The 21,464-nt window shown below is 35.3% G+C and carries 20 protein-coding genes; 18 read left to right on the top strand and 2 right to left on the bottom strand.

What is annotated here, in order from left to right; genetic code table 11:
* Positions 1 to 54: 54 nt before the first annotated feature.
* Complete coding sequence (locus WMO42_RS06820; RefSeq protein ID WP_349191854.1) at positions 55 to 813, top strand: LytTR family DNA-binding domain-containing protein; 759 nt, start codon at positions 55 to 57, stop codon at positions 811 to 813.
* 41 nt (positions 814 to 854) lie between these two features.
* On the opposite strand, the gene WMO42_RS06815 is transcribed toward WMO42_RS06820, so the two are convergent.
* Entirely contained in the window at positions 855 to 1,502 is a 648-nt protein-coding gene (locus WMO42_RS06815; protein ID WP_349191852.1) for an ATP-binding protein, read from the bottom strand.
* A 52-nt stretch (positions 1,503 to 1,554) separates the two neighbouring features.
* Here WMO42_RS06815 and WMO42_RS06810 point away from each other — a divergent pair, with 52 nt between their 5' ends.
* From WMO42_RS06810 to hisS, 15 genes are all read left to right on the top strand, one after another.
* Complete coding sequence (locus tag WMO42_RS06810; RefSeq protein ID WP_349191850.1) at positions 1,555 to 1,692, top strand: hypothetical protein; 138 nt, start codon at positions 1,555 to 1,557, stop codon at positions 1,690 to 1,692.
* Between the two features lie 602 nt (positions 1,693 to 2,294).
* On the top strand, positions 2,295 to 2,429 hold the full coding sequence (locus WMO42_RS06805) for a hypothetical protein (protein WP_022501536.1): 135 nt from the start codon (positions 2,295 to 2,297) through the stop codon (positions 2,427 to 2,429).
* Between the two features lie 245 nt (positions 2,430 to 2,674).
* Complete coding sequence (locus WMO42_RS06800; protein ID WP_022501535.1) at positions 2,675 to 2,941, top strand: hypothetical protein; 267 nt, start codon at positions 2,675 to 2,677, stop codon at positions 2,939 to 2,941.
* 148 nt (positions 2,942 to 3,089) lie between these two features.
* Positions 3,090 to 3,284 (top strand): hypothetical protein, encoded by a 195-nt coding sequence (locus tag WMO42_RS06795; RefSeq protein ID WP_022501534.1) that lies wholly within the window; start codon positions 3,090 to 3,092, stop codon positions 3,282 to 3,284.
* Between the two features lie 265 nt (positions 3,285 to 3,549).
* A complete protein-coding gene (locus tag WMO42_RS06790) occupies positions 3,550 to 4,359 on the top strand; it encodes a cysteine peptidase family C39 domain-containing protein (protein ID WP_349191847.1) in 810 nt (269 codons plus the stop codon).
* Between the two features lie 175 nt (positions 4,360 to 4,534).
* Entirely contained in the window at positions 4,535 to 5,218 is a 684-nt protein-coding gene (gene pyrE, locus WMO42_RS06785) for an orotate phosphoribosyltransferase (protein ID WP_022502335.1), read from the top strand.
* A 44-nt stretch (positions 5,219 to 5,262) separates the two neighbouring features.
* The gene (locus WMO42_RS06780) at positions 5,263 to 5,415 is read left to right on the top strand and encodes a hypothetical protein (RefSeq protein WP_022502334.1); all 153 of its coding nucleotides are present in this window, start codon (positions 5,263 to 5,265) and stop codon (positions 5,413 to 5,415) included.
* An 89-nt stretch (positions 5,416 to 5,504) separates the two neighbouring features.
* Positions 5,505 to 5,960, top strand: coding sequence for a VanZ family protein (locus tag WMO42_RS06775; protein WP_070101494.1), 456 nt, complete (start codon positions 5,505 to 5,507; stop codon positions 5,958 to 5,960).
* Between the two features lie 2 nt (positions 5,961 to 5,962).
* Positions 5,963 to 6,280 carry a DUF6142 family protein gene (locus WMO42_RS06770; RefSeq protein WP_022502332.1) on the top strand — a complete coding sequence of 106 codons (318 nt, stop codon included), beginning with the start codon at positions 5,963 to 5,965 and terminating at the stop codon, positions 6,278 to 6,280.
* Between the two features lie 158 nt (positions 6,281 to 6,438).
* A complete protein-coding gene (locus tag WMO42_RS06765; protein ID WP_022502331.1) occupies positions 6,439 to 8,514 on the top strand; it encodes an aminopeptidase in 2,076 nt (691 codons plus the stop codon).
* A gap of 202 nt (positions 8,515 to 8,716) precedes the next feature.
* Positions 8,717 to 9,223 carry a 5-(carboxyamino)imidazole ribonucleotide mutase gene (gene purE, locus WMO42_RS06760; protein ID WP_022502330.1) on the top strand — a complete coding sequence of 169 codons (507 nt, stop codon included), beginning with the start codon at positions 8,717 to 8,719 and terminating at the stop codon, positions 9,221 to 9,223.
* 93 nt (positions 9,224 to 9,316) lie between these two features.
* Positions 9,317 to 10,342: a phosphoribosylformylglycinamidine cyclo-ligase gene (gene purM, locus WMO42_RS06755; protein WP_349191845.1), complete on the top strand. Its 1,026-nt coding sequence runs from the start codon at positions 9,317 to 9,319 to the stop codon at positions 10,340 to 10,342.
* On the top strand, positions 10,336 to 10,932 hold the full coding sequence (gene purN, locus WMO42_RS06750) for a phosphoribosylglycinamide formyltransferase (protein WP_022502328.1): 597 nt from the start codon (positions 10,336 to 10,338) through the stop codon (positions 10,930 to 10,932). Before purM ends, purN begins: the two co-directional genes overlap by 7 nt.
* Positions 10,933 to 10,962: 30 nt before the next feature.
* Entirely contained in the window at positions 10,963 to 12,237 is a 1,275-nt protein-coding gene (gene purD, locus WMO42_RS06745; RefSeq protein ID WP_055176277.1) for a phosphoribosylamine--glycine ligase, read from the top strand.
* A gap of 87 nt (positions 12,238 to 12,324) precedes the next feature.
* Positions 12,325 to 13,590: a histidine--tRNA ligase gene (gene hisS, locus WMO42_RS06740; RefSeq protein ID WP_349191843.1), complete on the top strand. Its 1,266-nt coding sequence runs from the start codon at positions 12,325 to 12,327 to the stop codon at positions 13,588 to 13,590.
* A gap of 147 nt (positions 13,591 to 13,737) precedes the next feature.
* Here the strand turns inward: hisS and WMO42_RS06735 are convergent, their stop codons facing one another.
* Complete coding sequence (locus WMO42_RS06735) at positions 13,738 to 14,211, bottom strand: hypothetical protein (RefSeq protein ID WP_349172425.1); 474 nt, start codon at positions 14,209 to 14,211, stop codon at positions 13,738 to 13,740.
* A gap of 129 nt (positions 14,212 to 14,340) precedes the next feature.
* Between WMO42_RS06735 and WMO42_RS06730 the strand changes: the two genes are divergently transcribed.
* Positions 14,341 to 17,676 carry a PD-(D/E)XK nuclease family protein gene (locus tag WMO42_RS06730; protein WP_349191841.1) on the top strand — a complete coding sequence of 1,112 codons (3,336 nt, stop codon included), beginning with the start codon at positions 14,341 to 14,343 and terminating at the stop codon, positions 17,674 to 17,676.
* The gene (locus tag WMO42_RS06725) at positions 17,676 to 21,440 is read left to right on the top strand and encodes a UvrD-helicase domain-containing protein (RefSeq protein WP_349191840.1); all 3,765 of its coding nucleotides are present in this window, start codon (positions 17,676 to 17,678) and stop codon (positions 21,438 to 21,440) included. The genes WMO42_RS06730 and WMO42_RS06725 overlap by 1 nt, the downstream gene beginning before the upstream one ends.
* Positions 21,441 to 21,464 lie beyond the last annotated feature (24 nt).

Here is a 21,464-nt window from a genome sequence, read left to right as displayed (position 1 = left end):
AGTGTATAGTCATTGTGATACATTTTATTTATGAATAAAGAAATGAGGATTAGTATGAAAACAGTAGAGATAGCAGTATGTGATGATGAACAAGTGCATATAGACAGAATTGTTAAATATATAGATGTATATTCGGAAGAATCTGAAATAAATATTAATATAACATCATATAATTCAGGAATGGCATTGTTGAAGGATATAGAAAATGATGATTTAAAGTATGATATTATATTTCTTGATGTTGAAATGCCAGAAATTAATGGAGTAGATATGGCAAGGCAGATACATAAAATTACACAAGATGTAATAATATGTTTTGTGACGAGTTTTGATAAATACGCAATACAAGCTTATGGTGTTGAAGCATTAGCATATGTTGTAAAACCAGTTGCATATGCTGAATTGAAAAGAGTGCTGTCAAGAGCTGTTGTATTGGTGCAATATACATTTGATTATAAGGAAGCAGAGGAACGATACATAGAGGTTCCTGTTTCGAGAAATACCCGAATAGTAGACGTAAGGACTATACAGTATATTGAAAAACGAAGAAATAAATGCGTTTTACATTGTACAGATGCAGAGATAACGTGTTATGAAACATTAAAGAAGATTTGTTGTAAGTTAGATCAAAATATATTTATATATGTGCATCAAGGGTATATAGTCAATTTTGATGCAATAAAAGAAGTTAAAGAAAATGTGGTATGTCTTGGGGATGGCGTTGAAGTGCCACTAAGCAGAAGTCATTATAAAGAAGTGAAGAATAGGCATATGAGTAAAATAAGAAAGCTGCTTGAAGAAAGAAAAATGTAGAGATAACAATATTGTTAATTACAGATAATAATTAAATACTATTATCTGTAATTAGGAATAAGTATATCAACAATGAAGGTAGTATCATTGTAGTTAATATCAATTGTGCCACCGTATTTATTAACATTATTCGTAACACTAATAAGACCTAATCCGTGCAAAGGATTAGCCTTAGAGCCAGAAGAAGGTTTGCTGGAGATAAAGCGGCCTTCTCTTTTTTTGATTTTTTCGTGGTGATTATTTTCACAATGTATTGCCAGATATGTATCTGCCTGTTTAATAGCAAGATTAATATATCCGTTATCGAGTTTTGAAGCGGCAGTTATAGCATTATCTAATATATTTCCAAGCACTGTTATGAGAGTAAAGTCATTTATATAGATGTTGTTAAAATCTAACTGTGTATCAAATGCTATTTTATTATCATCACATATGAGCTTTTTAGAGTTAAGAAGTGCTGATATGGTAGATGATGTGGAAGATATAGTCTGAGTCTGGTTAAGTTCATCAGTTATCTTATGTATGTAATCGTGAATTTGTTTATTTTTACCATCAGCAGACAAACTGTCAATAATAAGAAGGTGATTTTTCATATCGTGTCTTAATGTGTGGAGCTGTTGTAATTTATCGTCAATCTGAGAATTATATTCAGATTCAATAGCAGCTTTTTCAATTTGAATTTTATTCATAGCATTTTCTTCAAGAGTAATTGCAATTCTACTATAAGTGGTAAGACAAAATATGATTATTAGTGCGATTAATATAAAAAACATAGGAATAAGCATCTGTGAATTAAGTATTGTTGGTTCAGTGAGAATAGGTGCTATTGATAAAGTGATGATAGTTGCAATTGATATAAAATCATATAGAAATATGTAGGGTTTTGCTGTGTTTAATAATTTGATTTTTTTAGTATTAAAATATATACAGGCTATGATATAAGAAATGATAATACCAGAAGTCGAATTATAATGTGTGTAAAGTTGATTTGAAGCAATTTGCAATAAATCTCTAAAAAATAATGCATGCAGTAATATAATTATAAATGTGGAAATATAATCATACATAAAATATTTAATGGCAGTAATGAGGCGTTTGATAAGTGCTCCGTTGCAGCTTACTAAAATATAGGCAAGTATAATAATATTTAATATATATACGAACCAGTTAGGAAAAGTTATTATTGCATAGAATATTCTAAATGTTAAAAAAATAGGTCTGAGTATGTGTTTATAATATGATTTATAACCGTGATTTTTAATAAACAAATCAATAATTAGAAAATCAAAGAAATTCTCAATTGTGTCAAAAAATATATTGTAAAAATTCATAAATCCCCCCTGTAGTAACAATATTATTATACAGAATATAAAAATTAAGTCAATTTTTACCAAATAGCACAGTTTAAATACCAAATAGCACATGTTTATTGCATTAGAAATATAGAAGTGATATGTTTGCTGAGAAAGGAGATGATATATATGAATTATAAAAAACAATTAAAAGAAATGTCAGAATTGGAACAAATAAACATAGTTGGTGGAAGTTCAAAAGGAAAAGTAACATATTGGAAAAATGTTTATGATGTATTGTTAGATTTGTTTGGAATGAAGTAAAAATAGTTCTTAAAAATTATAATCCCATTTATAGATACATATAGGGGTATAAGTCTAAAGAATTTGTAAGATAGTTATAAATCAGATTTGCAAAAAGCAAACTGTTTTATATATAAAGGGAAATTTTGATAAATTGCGCAAAATATCAAATTTTTTAATGGTTAATGCTTATAAAAAGTACCTAGGTAGAGATTATCACTTTTTATATAAGTGTAAAAAATATATAACAAAGGAGATTTATTAAAATGGAATTAACAATGAGCAATGGGTTATGTGAAATGAGTGTAAATGAAATTCTGTTACTTGATGGAGGAGAATGGAGTTGGAGTTGGAGTGATTTTGGAGCTTCAACAGCAGGTAATTGTGTAGGAGGTGCAGCGGCAGGAGGAGTCACAGCGGTATGCACAGGAGGAACATTTTGGCCTGCTGTAGGAGTTGGAGCTCTTGGAGGAGCTGTATGGGGAGCAGGAAGCTATTCAGTAGGACAGCTTTGGAAAGGATTATTTGGATAATATTAAGTTATATCTAATTAGTTATTAAATTTTTTGCAATACTGTGGATTGTAAAAATTGTTATTTGATTAATTATCAAAACAACCCACAGTATTGTATTTTAAATTTATTGCATATATATAAAGTAATTATATGGAGGATACTTTAAATGAGATGTACAAACTGTCAAAGTCAACAAATGGTTAAAATGGCTCTTATAGCAAATCAGATTTGGAAGATAAAAGTTGTTAATGAGATTAAGAAAAATAAGTATGATAAAAAATCTGAAAAAGGAATAAATGCATATTTATGTGAAGAATGTGGACATATAGATTTATGGTTAGAGGATAATAAAAATGAATAAAAGATACAAATATTGCTTGAGTAGTATAAATGCATTTTGTGGCGTGCTTAGTATTATGTTGTTAGTAGATTATAATAGAATTCTTATAATATTAATTATATTAGTATTATTTGTGGTTAATGTTTATTTATTAAAAAAATAAAAACTTGAATTTGATTAAATAGTTGCATATATATTTATAGAAAAATAGGTTTTGATAAAATGTTTACTGATGAATATTACCAATTAAGGTTAAAATTGTATCAGCGATTGGAGTGCTAGACAAATGAGATATTATTGTGTAAAACAACACGACATAACAGACTGTGGGGCAGCCTGTCTTGCAACAATTTGCAAGCAAAATGATTATAAAATTGGTATTACCAGAATTCGTGAAGTTGCCGGAACAGATAAGCAAGGAACGAATGTCTATGGAATAATAAAAGCCGCAGAAACATTAGGTTTTAGTGCTAAAGGTGTAAAAGGAGATAAAGAAGCATTTTTTTCAGAGTTTCCATTACCTTGCATTGCACATGTAATAATTGATGGCAATTTATTGCACTATGTAGTTATACATAAAATAACAAAAAAACAAGTTGTTATTGCTGATCCAGGAGCAGGCATTGTAAAACTTACACCAGAGAAGTTCTTTGGAGATGTTCATAAGGAGGGAAAACCACCAAAATATCAGTGGAGTGGAGTACTAATACTTCTTGTGAAATCAGAAAGTTTTCAAACAGGAGATGAAACTAAAGGTTTATTTCAGAGATTTATACATTTATTATTACCACAGAAAAAATTGATAATTCATATATTTATAGCTTCACTTATATATACAATATTAGGCATATTAGCAGCATTTTATTTTAAAGTTTTAGTAGATGATATTTTACCAGACAGTTTGATGAAGACACTCACAACATTGTCAATTGGAATAATTGTATTGAATATTTTTAAAGTTATTTTAAATGCTTTTAGAACACATCTTTTATTATATTTAAGTCAGAAACTTGATATAGCATTATTATTAGGATATTACAGACACGTTTTGGAACTTCCGATGAATTTTTTTGGAACAAGAAAAGTAGGAGAATAACACAAAACAAACAAATGGTCTGTAATATTTTACAGATTTAAAATAATTTTCACTAAGCAACGCAGAGCCTGTTGATAATGCAAATACACATTGAAACCAATAAAGTTTTATGTTAGAATAGACCCAATATAACAATAACAGTGCGAAGCCGCATATACAGGAGGTTTTAGATACAATGGAAGCATACAAGCAGGAATTTATAGATTTTATGGTTGAGAGTGATGTGTTAAAGTTTGGAGATTTCACATTAAAGAGTGGAAGAAAGTCCCCATTTTTTATGAATGCAGGTGCATATGTAACAGGTACACAGCTTATGCGTCTTGGCGAGTATTATGCTAAGGCAATTCACGAGACATATGGTGATGATTTTGATGTGCTTTTTGGACCAGCATATAAGGGAATTCCAATCAGCGTAGTTACAGCCGTTGCTTATGCTAAGCTTTATGGTAAGGAAGTGCGTTATTGTTCAGACCGTAAGGAAGAGAAGGACCATGGTGCAGATAAGGGAAGTTTCCTTGGAAGCAAGTTAAAAGATGGCGACAGAGTTATTATGATAGAAGATGTTACAACATCAGGTAAGTCAATGGAAGAGACAGTTCCTAAGGTAAGAGGAGCAGCTGATGTTACAATTATCGGTCTTATGGTATCACTTAACCGTATGGAAGTAGGTCTTGGCGGCAAGGTGAGCGCGTTAGATGAGATTAAGGAAAGATATGGCTTTGAGACAAGTGCAATTGTTTCAATGGCAGACGTTGTAGAACATCTTTATAATAAAGAATGTGAAGGCAGAGTTGTCATTGACGATAAGTTAAAGGCAGCCATAGATACTTATTATGAACAGTATGGGGTGCGTAATTAATTAGTCAGTTTGGTTTATCAAGCCAGCAGGAATGGAGGATTGTTGTGGAAGAAAAATTATATAAAAAAATGAAGTCAGTTGGCGTATCAAATCTTGTGTTTGGAATTGTAACAATCGCTTTTGGTATCGGCGCTGGTGTTATGATGATAGTTAATGGAGCAAGACTTCTTGCACATAAATCAGATATATTATTTTAAATGTATATACTGCCTGATATATTATTGCAATGCTTTAACGGAGTGTTGCAATGGTATGTCAGGCATATTATATTGTGTGGAGAGAGATTATGAATAAGCAGAAGTTTCATAATGTTATGAAATGGATAATTTTTGTTATATATATGTGTCTGCTTATATACGTTGTATTCTTTGCTGAGTCAATGGGAAGGACATCGCAGACAAGACATATATACAATCTGGAACCTTTTAAAGAAATAAAAAGGTTCTGGAAATATATATTAGATAATGATTCACTTGGAAGAATAGCAAGACTTAATATTATAGGAAATGTTGTTGCGTTTATTCCTTTTGGAATATTTCTTCCAGTGCTATCTCACAGAAGAATTAAATTAATAGCAACAACTTTATATTCATTTAGTCTTTCTTTGGCAATAGAGCTTACACAGCTTATAACTATGGTTGGAAGCTGCGATGTAGATGATTTGATATTAAATTGTCTGGGAGGACTGACAGGATACATCATATATGCAGTCTGGTACAAAATTATTAGAAGAGAGGATTAAGCGTGAAATTATTTAATAAATACAAGTTTTCGGATAAAAGGCAGTCGCTTGGTGGAATAATATCTACCATAATGGGTCTGCTTGCATTGGCTTCCTTAATATATGGCGTGTATTTATCCTACAAAGCTGAAGGATATGCAGGTTTAAAGGTAGGAAGTCTTGGACTGTTAAGTCTGTTATTTTCAATAATAGGTTCAGTAATCGGGCTTCTTAGCTTTAAGGAAGATGATAAATTCTATACTTTATCAAAGGTGGGCTCACTGTTATGTGGAATACTCGCAGTATTTATGGCAGCGGTATTCCTTATGGGTATAGTGTAATTGCTAATATATTTTTGTGTAACAATAAAGAATAATATAATAGTTGTGCAGTATTAGAGATTAGTACATTTGTTGTGTGACAATGTAAAATAATAGGATTGTTATATATATAGTAATGGATATTAATATATATATTTATTATAGAAATGGAGATTAATATGTTTGATGATAATATAGAAGAAAGATATTCGCTTGCAATAGAAAGAATATCAGAGATTAATAAAGATGATGAGCTGTCAGATTATGGTGCTGGCAGTTATGCTGATTATTTTAAAAATGTATCGGCGTTTATACTGCTTATGGATAAGCTCAAGAATGATATAGCTGGCAAAGCATTTGATAACGCTTCATTAGAGGAGCTTGGCGAATATAACAGGGCTTTATATAAAGATGTGACAGGAGAAGCCTATAATACAAGTTATGCTAATCCAAGAGTTAGTGTTAGGTGCTTTGGAGAGCAGTGCGGAAGATTATTCTCAATGGTATATATGGAAATCAGGGGTCTGATTGTATATATGTATGAGCGAAGATTAGCAGATGCAACAGCACTTATTGAGCTGTTTATTGAGCTTTACTGCATAGTTAAGGACTGTGCGGCTGATAATACAGAGGCTGATTATAAGCATCTTAAGGAAGCAGTCTACTGGTATGTAAGTGATTACAGTGATGACCATATTGAATACAGGATAAGGGAACTTATAGACCCATCACTGGATTTTGCTGTAAGAATTATTATGGACAGCGATTTGAATGATTTAAGATATCTGTACAGATATGGGGAATATATTACTGATAATGAAATTAAAATGGCACAGCATTTGAACTCATTATCTGAACAGCAGATAAAAGATATGGCGGCAACATTTACAGAAGGATACCGAAAGGGATTTATTCTTGGCAATAAGCCGTTAGAGAAGAAGCAGACTGTCAATATCAGATACTGCGTAGGCTTTGAAAGACTTGTAAGAGAAGAGATAAAGCAGTTTGAGGCAATGGGGCTTAAGCCTACTATATACAGGGCGGCAGTTAATTCAATTAACAAGCGTATGCATATTAAGATAGGCTATTATGGCGCAAGTCCTAATAAACAGATGGAATTTGACCATAGATTTGATAATGCACTATATCTTGACGGAGATTTTGTTGAGAGAAAGCTTGGTGCATTAAAAAATGCGTATGAAAAGCATAAAGAGCTTGCCGATGTACACGGCGGTCCTGCTGTTATGGAAGTATTTGGTGAGAAGCCATTTGAGCCAGATGATGCTAAAGAATGTTATCATCTTGATGATAAACAGCAGAAGCTTATAGTCAAATATAATAATGAATCAGGAGCTATAGTTAATTCATATATTAAAGGCGAGGAGAGAAGCTTTACTATAATAGCTTATCCATCACCAGAGGCAGGCGATAAGTTCACTGAGATTTTTGATGAGATTGTCAAGATAAATACTCTTGATTATGACAAGTACAAGGTTGTCCAGCAGAGAATTATAGATGTGCTTGATACAGCAGAGTATGTCAGGGTCAAAGGCTGTAACGGCAATGAAACGGATATGAAAGTATCTATAATGAAGGTTAATGATGGCAGTAAGCAGACAGTATTTGAGAATTGTCTTGCAGATGTTAATATACCGCTTGGTGAAGTATTTACATCGCCAGTCCTTAAGGGAACAGAGGGCGTGCTTAATGTAAGCAAGGTATATCTTAACGACATTAATTTCAAGAATCTTAAGGTGCATTTTAAAGATGGTTTTGTCACGGATTATATGTGTGATAATTATGAGGATGAGAAGCGTTGCAAGGATTTATTTAAAGAAAATGTCCTGTTTAACCACAATACACTTCCAATCGGTGAATTTGCAATAGGAACTAATACTACAGCATATGTGTCAGCGAACAGATATGATATTGTGTATCTACTTCCAATTCTTATTGTTGAGAAAATGGGACCACATTTTGCACTTGGTGATACGTGCTATTCAAGGTCAGAGGATGTTGCAGTGTTCAATCCTGATGGCAAGGAGATAATCTCAAGGGATAATGAGGTGTCTTTATTAAGAAAGAGTGAGCCTGACAAGGCATATTACAATTGTCATACAGATATTACAATTCCATATGATGAAATTGGAAGAATATCAGTTGTAGACTATTCAGGAAAAGAAACAAGCATAATAGAAAATGGAAGATTTGTGCTTTCAGGAACTGATATGCTTAACGAACCGTTTGAAGATTAAAACAGACATTTGTTCAATAACACGGTTTATGTTAAATTCCTTGACGATATATCTAAAACAAAGTAAAATATTATAGGTATTGTATTATATTATCTGTTTAATTATCCAGATGGATGATTTATCAGATAATATGAAATGATAAGTGATTTAATATTATTTTAAGATGATAGTTGTATTTCTATCAGAATGGAGGAAGTTAAACATGGCTTTAGTAGGAATAGTTATGGGTAGTGATTCTGATATGCCTGTTATGGCAAAGGCAGCAGACATATTAGACAAGTTAGGTATCTCATATGAGATGACAATTATCTCTGCTCACAGAGAACCAGATGTATTCTTTGAATATGCGAAGACAGCAGAACAGAAAGGATTCAAGGTTATCATTGCAGGAGCAGGAATGGCAGCACATCTGCCAGGAATGTGTGCGGCAATATTCCCTATGCCAGTTATTGGTATTCCAATGCACACAACTTCTTTAGGTGGTAGAGATTCGTTATATTCAATAGTACAGATGCCAACAGGAATTCCTGTTGCAACAGTTGCTATTAATGGTGGTGCTAATGCAGGTATTCTTGCAGCTAAGATTCTTGCGACATCAGATGAACAGCTTCTTGAAAGGCTTAAGAATTATACTAAGGAATTAAAGGAAAGTGTTCAGGCTAAAGATGCAAGACTTCAGGAAGTTGGATACAAGAATTACGCAAAGTAATTAAAATATCAGATTGTCGTTAAATTATAAAATGGTGCTTATAAAGCATACATAGTTATTCGCAGATAAGCTGCGTAAGAATGGAGGATTACAATGGATTACAAGAATGCTGGTGTTGATATCGAAGCAGGTTACAAGTCAGTTGAATTAATGAAAGATGCGGTCAAGTCTACATTCAGACCAGAAGTGTTAGGTGGTATCGGTGGATTTTCAGGTGCATTTTCACTTGAGAAGATTAAGCAGATGGAAGACCCGGTTCTTCTTTCAGGAACAGATGGCTGTGGAACAAAGGTTAAGCTTGCTTTTATTATGGATAAGCACGATACAATCGGTATTGATGCAGTTGCAATGTGTGTTAATGATGTTGTATGTGCAGGTGGAGAACCTCTTTTCTTCCTTGACTATATTGCATGTGGAAAGAACTATCCAGAAAAGATTGCAACAATCGTAGGTGGTGTAGCAGAGGGCTGCCGTCAGTCAGAATGTGCACTTATCGGAGGTGAAACAGCAGAACACCCAGGACTTATGCCAGTAGATGAATATGATGTTGCTGGATTTGCTGTAGGTGTTGTAGATAGAAAAGACCTTATAACAGGTGAGAATATTAAGCCGGGCGATACACTTATCGGTATTGCTTCAAGTGGTGTTCATTCTAATGGATTTTCACTTGTAAGAAGTGTATTCACAATAACAGAAGAGTCACTTAATACATATTACGATTCACTTGGCAAGACACTTGGAGAGGCTTTACTTGCTCCAACTAAGATATATGTTAAGACTATGAAGTCTATTAAGAACGCAGGAGTTCGTGTTAAGGGATGCAGCCATATCACAGGTGGCGGTTTCTATGAGAACATTCCAAGAATGTTACCAGATGGTGTAAGAGCTGTTGTAAAGAAAGACAGCTATGAAGTTCCTCCAATCTTTAAGATGTTACAGACAGATGGCGAGGTTGAAGAAGATATGATGTATAACACATTTAATATGGGTATTGGTCTTGTACTTGCAGTAGCCCCTGAGGACGTAGATACAACTATGGGAGCTATTAAAGCTGCTGGTGAGACACCTTATGTTATCGGTAATATTGAAGCAGGTGAGAAGGGAGTAACTTTATGCTAAGAATAGCTGTTATGGTATCTGGAGGTGGAACTAATCTTCAGGCTATAATTGATGGTGTAAAGGACAAGACAATTACTAATACACAGATTGCTGCTGTTATAAGTAATAATGCTAATGCTTATGCTCTTACAAGAGCTAAAGAGAATGGAATACCAGCTTATTGTGTATCACCTAAGGATTATGCTACAAGAGATGAATTTAATAAAGCACTTCTTGAAAAGGTTAATTCGCTTAATGTAGACCTTGTTGTGCTTGCGGGCTTCCTTGTTAAAATTCCAGAAGAAATGGTACACGAATACAGCCATAGAATTATTAATATCCACCCATCACTCATCCCATCTTTTTGCGGTGTAGGCTTTTACGGACTTCACGTTCACGAAGCTGCACTTGCCAAAGGTGTTAAGGTTACAGGTGCAACAGTGCATTATGTAGATGAAGGAATGGATACAGGAGAGATTATATTCCAGAAAGCTGTTGAAGTTAAAGATGGTGACACGCCAGAAATTCTTCAAAAGAGAGTTATGGAACAGGCAGAATGGAAGTTACTGCCTGCCGCTATTAACAAGATAGCTAATGAACATGATAACTAGAAAGACTAGATTATATTGGAGGAAGAACAGATGAAGGTTTTAGTTGTAGGCAGCGGTGGACGTGAGCACGCCATATGCTGGAAGATAAGCCAGAGCCCTAAGGTTGATAAGATATATTGTGCACCTGGTAATGCAGGTATTGCTGAGGTTGCGGAATGTGTTGATATTAAAGCTATGGAATTTGATAAGCTTGTTGCATTTGCTAAGGAAAATGCAATCGACCTTACTGTAATTGGTATGGATGATCCACTTGTTGGCGGTATTGTTGATGCATTTGAGGCAGAAGGTTTAAGGGTATTCGGACCTAGAAAGAATGCAGCTATACTTGAGGGTTCAAAGGCATTTTCTAAGGACCTTATGAAGAAATACAATATACCAACAGCAGCATATGAGACATTTACATCTGCTGATGAAGCTAAGAAGTATCTTGAAACAGCTAAGTATCCTATCGTTCTTAAGGCTGATGGTCTTGCACTTGGAAAGGGCGTTCTTATATGTGAAGACAAGCAGATGGCACTTGACGGTGTAGACGAGCTTATGCTTGACAAGAAGTTCGGTTCAGCAGGTAATACAATTGTAGTAGAAGAATTTATGACAGGACGTGAAGTTTCAGTTCTTTCATTTGTTGACGGTAATACGATAAAGATAATGTCTTCTGCACAGGATCATAAGAGAGCCAAGGACGGAGATCAGGGGCTTAATACAGGTGGTATGGGTAACTTCTCACCATCACCATTTTATACTAAGGAAGTTGATGATTTCTGCAAGGCACACATATATCAGGCAACAGTTGATGCGATGAAGGCAGAGGGAAGACCATTTAAGGGTGTTATATTCTTTGGACTTATGCTTACACCAGAAGGTCCTAAGGTACTTGAATATAATGCAAGATTTGGTGATCCTGAAGCACAGGTTGTTCTTCCAAGAATGGAGAATGATATAATTGATGTATTTGAAGCGTGCATAGACGGAACATTAGATAAGATAGATCTTAAGTTTACTGATAATGCGTGTGTATGCGTAGTTCTTGCATCAGACGGTTACCCACTTGAGTACAAGAAGGGCTTTGAGATAACAGGTATGGAGAATTTCAAGGGTAAAGATTCATACTTTTTATTCCACGCTGGTACTAAGTTCAACGAAGAAGGCAAGGTTGTTACTAATGGTGGACGAGTTCTTGGCGTAACAGCATTAGGTGAGGATTTAAAGAAAGCCCGTGCTAATGCTTATGAAGCGACAGAATGGGTTAATTTTGATAATAAATATATGCGTCACGATATAGGTAAAGCTATAGACGAAGCATAATTGTTAATTGAATGTGTTTAAGTAACTCCCGCCACATATAATGGTGGGAGTTATTGTGTAATAATTGTAATAATGGAGGACAATGGAATGAAGATTACATCTGTAAAAGGTACTAATGATTATCTTCCTAATGAAGTAGAGATAAGAGATTATCTCCAGAATGAAATATTAAAAGTATATGTAGAGAATGGTTTTGAACATATAACAACTCCGGTTATTGAAGATATTGAAAATCTTGATAAGAGTGATGGTGGAGAAAACCTTAATCTTATATTTAAGATTATGAAGAGAGGCGACAAGCTTGACAAGGCACTTGCAAGCGGAGTTACTTCACAGAATGAAAATGTTCTTGCGGATATGGGCTTAAGATATGACCTTACACTTCCTTTAAGCAGATATTTTGCTAATAATAAGGACAAGCTTACACTTCCAATGAAGTGTATACAGATGGACAGAGTGTACAGGGCAGAACGTCCACAGAAGGGCAGATTAAGAGAATTCGTACAGTGTGATATAGATATTATAGGTTCTGATTCAAGAGATTCAGAGGTTGAGCTTATACTTATAACAACTAAAGCACTTAAGGCTATAGGAATGAAGAACTTTAAGGTTAAAGTTAATGACAGACGACTTTTAAGAGCATTTCTTATGGACTGCGGATTTGAAGAAAGCCAGCTTGACAGTGTATGTATAACATTTGATAAGATGGATAAAGTTGGTCTTGAGGGCGTTAAGAAGGAACTTGAGGAGAAGGAATTCGCAGAAGCAGCTATAGCCAAGTTTACAGGATTTCTTGCAAATGTAAGCAATCCACAGGAGATTTCTTTAGAGTCAGTTAAAGATATTCTTGTAGATAAAGCACCAGCAGAAAGCCTCGAATATATTATGAAGTCAGTTAATGAGCTTTGTAATGGTGAGTTCAATGTTGTATTCGACCTTTCATTAGTAAGAGGACAGGGATACTACACAGGAACTGTATTTGAGGTTGAAAGCATTGATTTTAAGGGCGCAATTGCTGGTGGGGGAAGATATGATAACCTTATTGGCAAGTTCTTAGGACAGCAGGTAAGTGCAGTAGGATTTTCTATCGGATTTGAGAGAATATTCTCTATACTTATGGAACACGGAATTGACCTTCCTAATAAGGGTAATAAGATAGCGGTAATGTACGATGATGGTGAGCTTACAGCAGCGTATAAGCTTGCAGAAAAGTACAGGGCAGAAGGTAAGATATGTTCACTTTATGTTAAGCCAAAGAAGATGGGCAAGTTCTTAGGAAAGCTTGAAGAAAGAGGCTATGCAGGCTTTATTAATGTGAGTAATGATGACGGGATAAGTTATTTTGAGAACTAATAATTAAAATAGAACTTCGGGTAATCTATGAACAAACTGGATATAGATTACCCGAAGTTTTTGCATACGTCTGTATAGAAAGTGTGTTACAGACAGCTGTGTCTGATGTAGAAAGTTTTATCTGCAAGACTTAAATGCTTTACACAGTTAGTTCCTTGCCTTGGCAAGTGCACTGTCTATAGCTGATAACAGCATAGTTGCTGTATATTTACTACCTGCATTGTAGGTGATATTATCTGTTGAGCCGTTGTTGATAACGGCGGTCTTTATCTCATCAAATGAAGAATTAAGCATAGGATACATAGTCTGCACGGACTCTGAAAGATTAACCATTTCGATATTGTTGATATTGTCGGAGTCAACTGTAACCTGAATATCTATAGGAGTACCATTAAGAAGTATTGAGGAAGTGTATACACCTGGTGAATATGTAGGACAAGATGTATTCTTTTTTACTGTGTCAGTGCTGGTGCTTATATTAACACCTGTACTTTTGGCAGCATCTGAACTGCTTCCGCCAAATATAAATATTGCCGCTAATATAATAAGAGCAGCAATTACGCATACCATAATTATCAGTTTCTTAAGTGGAATTACCACAATCCTGGTTGAACCGCTCATATATCCCCCTCATATAACACACATTTATTTTGATAAAATATATGAGCATTCATATATAAATAGAACTTATATATGGTATACTTAAATGAGTTTCATTGAATAAAAATGTGCACGGAAATGAGGATTATTATGTCATTACAACTTATACTTGGAGGATCGGGTGCTGGCAAGTCAACATATTTATATAGTTCAATAATAGAGGAGTCGATTAACAATCCAGACACAGATTATATAATTATCGTGCCAGAGCAGTACACTATGGCAACACAGAAGCGTGTAGTTGAGCTTCACCCACGAAAGGGAATTCTTAATATAGATGTCATAAGCTTTGAAAGGCTTGCTTATAGAGTATTTGAGGAGGTCGGGGCTTCTGACTATCCGGTTCTTGATGATACAGGAAAGAATCTTATAGTAAGAAGAATATTAGAACAGCACAAGAAAGAACTTCGATTCTTTAGTGGTAATATATCCAATACCGGATTTGTGGCTGAGATGAAATCAGTCATATCAGAGATGTTACAGTATGATATAACTGTTGATAAGATAGATGAAATTAATAAAACTGTTGATAATAACAGTCTGCTTGGAATGAAATTAAGTGACATTAATGTTGTTTATAGTGGATTTAGGAATTTTATAAAAGATAATTACATTACATCAGAGGAGATACTTGATCTTCTGTGCAGGAAAGTGCAGGAGTCAGAAAAGCTTAAAGACAGTGTGATAGCACTTGATGGTTTTACTGGCTTTACGCCTGTACAGTACAGGCTTATTGGTCTGCTTCTTGATATATGCACGGATATTAAGGTGGCACTGACTATAGATACAAGTGAGAAGGTTAATGTCAATGAGGGCATTGAGAACCTTTTCTATATGACTAAGGATACAGTGGCACATTTGTATAAGATATGTGATGAACAGCATATTAATATAGAAAATGCTGTGATGATTGATGATGATAATATATCACGTTTTAAGTCGTCAAAGGAGCTTGCATTTCTTGAAAAGAATATATTCAGGGCTGGAAGCAGGCATTATAATGGTCAAGTAAATGATATAGCTTTGTATGCAGGGACAACGCCGAAGGACGAATTGCAGTATATAACAGGAAAGATACTTGAGCTTACACGTCTGTCAGGCTACAGATACAGTGATATAGCGGTTGTTACAGGTGATATTGGTGTGTATGGAAAGCTTGCCGCTAATATATTTTCCCAGAATGAAATACCATTTTTCTTAGACCAGAAACGTCATATAACAGATAACTGCTTAGTGGAAATGATTACCGCAGTACTTGATATTATCGAGAAGAATTATGCCTATGACAGTATGTTCAGATATCTAAGAACAGGATTTACACAACTTACAAGAGATGAGATAGATATTCTTGATAATTATTGTCTTGCGGTTGGCATAAAGGGCAGGAAGCAGTGGAACAATGAATGGATAAGAAAGTTCAGGACAGGAAGGGAAGATACAGACCTTGGACTTCTTAACAGATTAAGACGCGAAGTCATTACTCCAATAGATGTTCTTCACAAAGATATTAAGGAGGCAGATGGAAATGTAGATGCCATTACCAGGGCTTTATATGAATTCATAGCCGGACTTGATTGTGAAAGGAAGCTGTCATCTATAGATGTGGATAGTGAAGAATATGGACAGATATATAAGAAGATAATAGAACTATTAGATAAGATAGTTGAATTATTAGGCAGTGAGAAGGTTACATTAAAAGAATACAACAGCATTATAGCATCTGGATTGGAGGAGATTAAGATAGGACTTATACCTCCGGCTAACGACTGCGTTGTAATAGGTGATATTGAGAGAACAAGACTTGATAATATAAAGGTAATGTTCTTTGCGGGCGTTAATGATGGGTATGTTCCCAAAAAAAGCGACAACAGAAGCGTTCTTTCAGAAACAGACAGGGACAGGCTTAAGGGTATGGACGTATCATTATCAATGTCAGTCAGGGAAAAAGCGTTTATTCAGAGATTTTATTTATACCTTATTATGACAAAGACATCAGAAAAGCTTTATATAACTTATGCACGCAATGGCATGGATATGAAAGCGGTTCTTCCTTCTTACATAATAAGAATGATTAAGAAAATGTTTCCGCTTGTTAAAGAGTACGCAAGAGAGGATACATTTGCAGAACACGCATATATACGAATTCCAAAAGCAGACATTGTATGGAGCGAGGTCAATCTTAATAAAGTGCTTGCAGAGGGAATTGCACTTGAATTATATGGAAGGGAGCTTACAGGAAGCGTAACATCATTTGAACAGTTCGCTTCGTGCCAGTTCGCATATTTCTGCCAGTATGGACTTGGGCTTAAAGAGAGGGAAGAATATCAGTTTGCGGTTAATGACTTTGGTACAATTCTTCACGCTGTAATTGAAGATGTGTCAAAAAATATAAAGCAGAACAATAAATCCTTCGTGCTTTTAAGTGATGAGGAAAGAAGCCAGATGGTATCAGAGAGTATCAATGCAATAGCTGAGAATTATGGCAATACGATACTTAAGGACTCAAGCCGTAATGAGTATCTTATACAGAGAATGAAGAATTACGCTGACAGGACACTGTGGGCAATTGGAAAGCAGCTTGCTGACGGAATATTCAGGCCAGATGCATTTGAGAAGGGATTTCTTACACAGATAGAAGAACTTCCGCACGATGTACTATTTTATATGAAGGGCAAGATAGACCGTATAGATGTGTGCGAGGATGACGAAAATTTATATGTCAAAGTCGTGGATTACAAGACAGGACAGTCAGATTTTAATCTTTTAAAGACATATTATGGCTTGAAAATCCAGCTCCTTACATATATGAGGGAAGCAATGATATATGAAAAGAAGAAATATGGTGACAAGAATATAATTCCAGCAGGGCTTTTATATTATAATATTCAGGACCCGATAGTTGAGGCGAAGAAAGATGATGACGAGGTCGAGGCACTTATAAGAAAAGAATTAAGAATGAAAGGCGTTGTTAATTCTAATAAGAATATTATAAGTATGATGGATTCAACAGAGGGTTCATCTGTTAATATTCCTGTCAGTTATAATAAATCTGGTGAACTTGATATGCGATACAGCAGGGTTATGACAACTGATGAGTTCGATAAGCTTGGTGAATATGTTGATAAAGAAAATGTCAATAACGCAGGAAAGATACTTAATGGAAGCATTAATATCAATCCGTATATTAAGGGTAATGAGAACAGTTGTACTTATTGTCAGTATAACAGTGTGTGTGGATTTAGCACAGATATGCCGGGTACAAGTTATCGAAGACTTTCCAATTTAAGCAAAGAAGATATATGGAAATTAATAGATGAGAATAACAGCGGTGAAGCGTACAGCAGTAGTAAAGAGCATAACAGTACAGAAAAGTATAACGATAGTGAAGAATATAACAAAGAAACTGACAGTAATTCAGAGGTGTAATGATGGCAAAGAAATGGACTGATGAACAGCTTAAGGCAATAGATACTAAGAACAGGAATATACTTGTGTCAGCCGCCGCAGGTTCAGGAAAGACAGCGGTTCTTGTTGAACGAATTATCAATATGATTACAGGTGAGAACAGCACAGATATAGACAGACTTGTTGTTGTTACATTTACCAAGGCCGCCGCGGCAGAGATGAAAGCAAGAATAAGAAACAGGCTTGATGATATGCTTGACAATAATGAGGCAGATACCAATCTTTTAAAGCAGATTGCACTTATTAACAATGCACATATAACAACAATAGATAGTTTCTGTCTGTGGATAATAAAAAATCATTTTTCAGAGATTGAATTAGACCCCGGTTTCAGGGCGGCAGATAATGGAGAGATTACACTTCTTGAGAATGATGTAATGCAGGAGCTTCTTGAGGACTATTATACAGACGCAGATGAGGATTTTATTAATCTTGTAGAGGCTTATGGAACAGGACGTAATGACCAGAATATAGAAGAACTTATTAAGAAAATATATAATCTTGCACGAAGCAATCCATGGCCTTCTGAATGGTATAAGGAAACGCTTGATATGTATGAAGCACCAGATAATTCTAACAACAGGGCGATAGCTGACCTGTATGAAAGCATTATCAATTCGCTGAGTGATTACTGCCGCAAATATGAATATATGATTGAACTTTGCCAGCACGTAGACGGTCCGGTGTCATATCTTGATGCAATCAATTCAGATTATATGAATATTAAAAGAATACTTGAAGCACCAGACTTTGATGACCTTTCGGTAAGAATAAGAAAGACGGTATTTGACAGATTAAGCAATAAGAAAATGCCTGATGCGAGGGAAGATTTAAAAGAATATGTCAAGAATGAAAGAAATAATTTCAAGAAATATATTAATTCCCTTATCAGTGGTGTGTTCACAGCAGATATTGATACATTAATGGAAGATGTGAAAGCTAATGCACCAATGATTGCTATGATGGTAAAGCTTGCTAATGATTTTGCACAAAGAATGTCAGAACAGAAAAAAGACCGTGGAATAATAGATTTTAATGATATGGAACATCTTGCACTTGATATTCTTGTAAAGAATAATGCTGGTATTATTGAGTATACCAGGACAGCAGATGAACTTGCAGAGAGCTTTGATGAGATATTAATAGACGAGTATCAGGATTCCAACCAGTTACAGGAAGAAATACTTACTGCTGTATCAAGGCAGAGAATGTCCGATTATTTCAATAATGTATATATGGTTGGAGATGTTAAGCAGAGTATATATAAGTTCAGACTTGCGTGTCCTGAGTTATTTATGAGCAAGTATGATAATTATTCATCGCAGAATGATAACTGCAAAGATACAGCACAGTATAATGACTGCGAAGATACATCATTTGGCGGTGGTGAGCAGAATATAAGTTCTTGTAAGATAGAATTACAGAAGAATTTCCGAAGCAGAAGTAATGTTCTTGATAGTACCAATGATGTGTTCTTCCGTGTTATGAATAAGAATTTCTGCGGCATACAGTATGATGATAGGCAGCAGCTTAACTGTGGGTTAGATTATCCAGCGTGTGAGGATAAAAGAAACTTCGGGCAGGACAGTGAGAAAAGCACAGATATTGTGCTTGTTGATATGTCGGGTGATGAGGACGGCGATGGAATAAGGGCAGAGGCAAGATATGCCGCATTAAGAATAAGAGAACTTATGTCAGAAGATAATGCTTATTACGTGTATGATGCTGACCTTGAAGATTACAGGAGAATAAAATATGGTGATATTGTTATTCTCACAAGAACGCTTACAGGCTGGGCAGATGTGCTTGTCAATGAACTGCTTGACTGCGGAGTGCCGGCTATGGCAGATACTGCACAGCAGTATTTTAAATTAAGGGAGATAAAGGTACTTATAAGCCTGCTTACCTGCATAGACAATCCATTGCAGGATATACCTATGGCTTCTGTGCTTCTGTCATACTTTGGAGGTTTTACGGAAGATGAATTATGCAAGATAAGAATATCAGGAAAGAAATATTCACAGAAGTTTCTTATCAGGCAGATGAAGAGCATAGCAGAGAATGAGGACGAGGATTGCGATTATAAGAAATGCAGTGCATTTATTGATAAGCTTAATGCCTTAAGAGATAAATCCAGAATAATGACTATCTATGATTTGCTGTGGGAGATTGTATACAACACAGGTTATTATGATTACGCAGGAACTATGCCGGCAGGAGCTAAAAGACAATCTAATATAGATGTGCTTCTGGACAGGGCATCTTCATTTGAGGGAACAAGCTACAGCGGACTTTTTAATTTCTTAAGATATATAGAAAGATTGCAGAAATACGACATAGATATAACCGACTCACAGGGTATGGGAGATAACGGCGACTCTGTAAGGGTAATGAGCATACATAAGAGCAAAGGTCTTGAGTTTCCGGTTGTAATTGTAGCCGGACTTAACAAGCAGATTAATAAAATGGATGCAAGAAGCAGGATTGTTATTGATAAAGAGCTGGGCATAGGTGCTGATTATGTTAATCTTGACCGCAAGACCAAGACATCTACTATTATAAAAGGGGCGATTGCAAGAAAGATTGTAAGAGATGGAATATCCGAGGAAGAAAGAGTTCTGTATGTTGCAATGACACGAGCAAGGGAAAAGCTTATTATGATGGGAAATGTCACTGACACAGACAAGGCAATGACAGGCTGGAATTCAATTGCTGATGAGATTAGAATGTCTGGAATATATTCTTATGCTGACTGCGAGAAGATAGACAAGTTCGCAGATATGGTAATTCCAGTTGTACTTACTGGAAAGGAATACAATAAAGGAGAATTCAATATAAAGCTTATTGGTGTGGAAGAAATTAATTCTTTATTGAACAAATCGGACATTGACCAGACCGGAATCCAAGCGGCAGATGAAAGTCAGGTAGGCGAAAAAACAGCCTATGGAACTTCGCCTTTAAAGGAGCTTCCGCCATATATTAAAGACCCTGATGCAGACAGAAAAGTAAAAGTAACTGTCAGTGAGTTAAAGAAAATGCAGAATGAAGCAGATTACGAGCAAAATGCTTTTGCGGAAGACAGTATCAAAAAGGCTGTGGGCATTATGGAGGCAGAAAGAATTAAAGAAGCGGCTGGCGGTGTTAAAGAAGCAGACGGCGGGACAGAACCTGAAGCTGCAGACGAATATATTCCAACAGTTCCTAAGTTTATAAGCAGTGAAGAAAAAGAGCTTGTAAGTAATGAACGTGGAACGGCATACCACAGGGTTATGGAATGTCTGAATTATTCAAAAGCTGGAAGCACTGAGGATATAAAGAATGAAATTGACAGAATGGTAAGAGAAGAAAAGCTGTCATTAAAACAAGCTGAATGCATAAAGCTTAAGGATATAGATACATTTGCAGGTTCATCAATAGGTGAAAGAATTAAGCGTGCATATGCTTACGGCGGGGTGAAAAGGGAACAGCCATTTGTATTTGAATATGACAGACAGCTTGTACAGGGGGTCATTGACCTGTATTTTATTGAGGACGGACAGCTTGTCATAGTTGATTATAAGACTGACCGGGTGTTAAGAGGCAGGGCAGGAGAGGACGAGCTTAGAAGAAGATATTCTATCCAGATTGATTACTATGCTATGGCACTGTCACAGATAACAGGCTTAAAGGTTAAAGAAAAAGTAATATATTCCTTTGCACTGGGAAGAAGCTTAACTGTAGAGTAATTATCTGGAATAGGTAATAGAATA

The sequence above is a fragment of the Lachnospira sp. CLA-JM-H23 genome, from assembly GCF_040096425.1.
GTDB classification, from domain to species: domain Bacteria; phylum Bacillota; class Clostridia; order Lachnospirales; family Lachnospiraceae; genus Lachnospira; species Lachnospira rogosae.
Note: the sequence above shows the minus strand (reverse complement) of the source record. Positions and strands in the feature narration are given on the sequence as shown.

Bases quoted from the DNA above. Each gene is read 5' to 3' on its own strand.
- WMO42_RS06820 (WP_349191854.1), top strand. From the start codon at position 55: ATGAAAACAGTAGAGATAGCAGTATGTGATGATGAACAAGTGCATATA.
- WMO42_RS06815 (WP_349191852.1), bottom strand. From the start codon at position 1,502: ATGAATAAAATTCAAATTGAAAAAGCTGCTATTGAATCTGAATATAAT.
- WMO42_RS06810 (WP_349191850.1), top strand. From the start codon at position 1,555: ATGATTATTAGTGCGATTAATATAAAAAACATAGGAATAAGCATCTGT.
- WMO42_RS06805 (WP_022501536.1), top strand. From the start codon at position 2,295: ATGAATTATAAAAAACAATTAAAAGAAATGTCAGAATTGGAACAAATA.
- WMO42_RS06800 (WP_022501535.1), top strand. From the start codon at position 2,675: ATGGAATTAACAATGAGCAATGGGTTATGTGAAATGAGTGTAAATGAA.
- WMO42_RS06795 (WP_022501534.1), top strand. From the start codon at position 3,090: ATGAGATGTACAAACTGTCAAAGTCAACAAATGGTTAAAATGGCTCTT.
- WMO42_RS06790 (WP_349191847.1), top strand. From the start codon at position 3,550: ATGAGATATTATTGTGTAAAACAACACGACATAACAGACTGTGGGGCA.
- pyrE (WP_022502335.1), top strand. From the start codon at position 4,535: ATGGAAGCATACAAGCAGGAATTTATAGATTTTATGGTTGAGAGTGAT.
- WMO42_RS06775 (WP_070101494.1), top strand. From the start codon at position 5,505: ATGAATAAGCAGAAGTTTCATAATGTTATGAAATGGATAATTTTTGTT.
- WMO42_RS06765 (WP_022502331.1), top strand. From the start codon at position 6,439: ATGTTTGATGATAATATAGAAGAAAGATATTCGCTTGCAATAGAAAGA.
- purE (WP_022502330.1), top strand. From the start codon at position 8,717: ATGGCTTTAGTAGGAATAGTTATGGGTAGTGATTCTGATATGCCTGTT.
- purM (WP_349191845.1), top strand. From the start codon at position 9,317: ATGGATTACAAGAATGCTGGTGTTGATATCGAAGCAGGTTACAAGTCA.
- purN (WP_022502328.1), top strand. From the start codon at position 10,336: ATGCTAAGAATAGCTGTTATGGTATCTGGAGGTGGAACTAATCTTCAG.
- purD (WP_055176277.1), top strand. From the start codon at position 10,963: ATGAAGGTTTTAGTTGTAGGCAGCGGTGGACGTGAGCACGCCATATGC.
- hisS (WP_349191843.1), top strand. From the start codon at position 12,325: ATGAAGATTACATCTGTAAAAGGTACTAATGATTATCTTCCTAATGAA.
- WMO42_RS06735 (WP_349172425.1), bottom strand. From the start codon at position 14,211: ATGAGCGGTTCAACCAGGATTGTGGTAATTCCACTTAAGAAACTGATA.
- WMO42_RS06730 (WP_349191841.1), top strand. From the start codon at position 14,341: ATGTCATTACAACTTATACTTGGAGGATCGGGTGCTGGCAAGTCAACA.
- WMO42_RS06725 (WP_349191840.1), top strand. From the start codon at position 17,676: ATGATGGCAAAGAAATGGACTGATGAACAGCTTAAGGCAATAGATACT.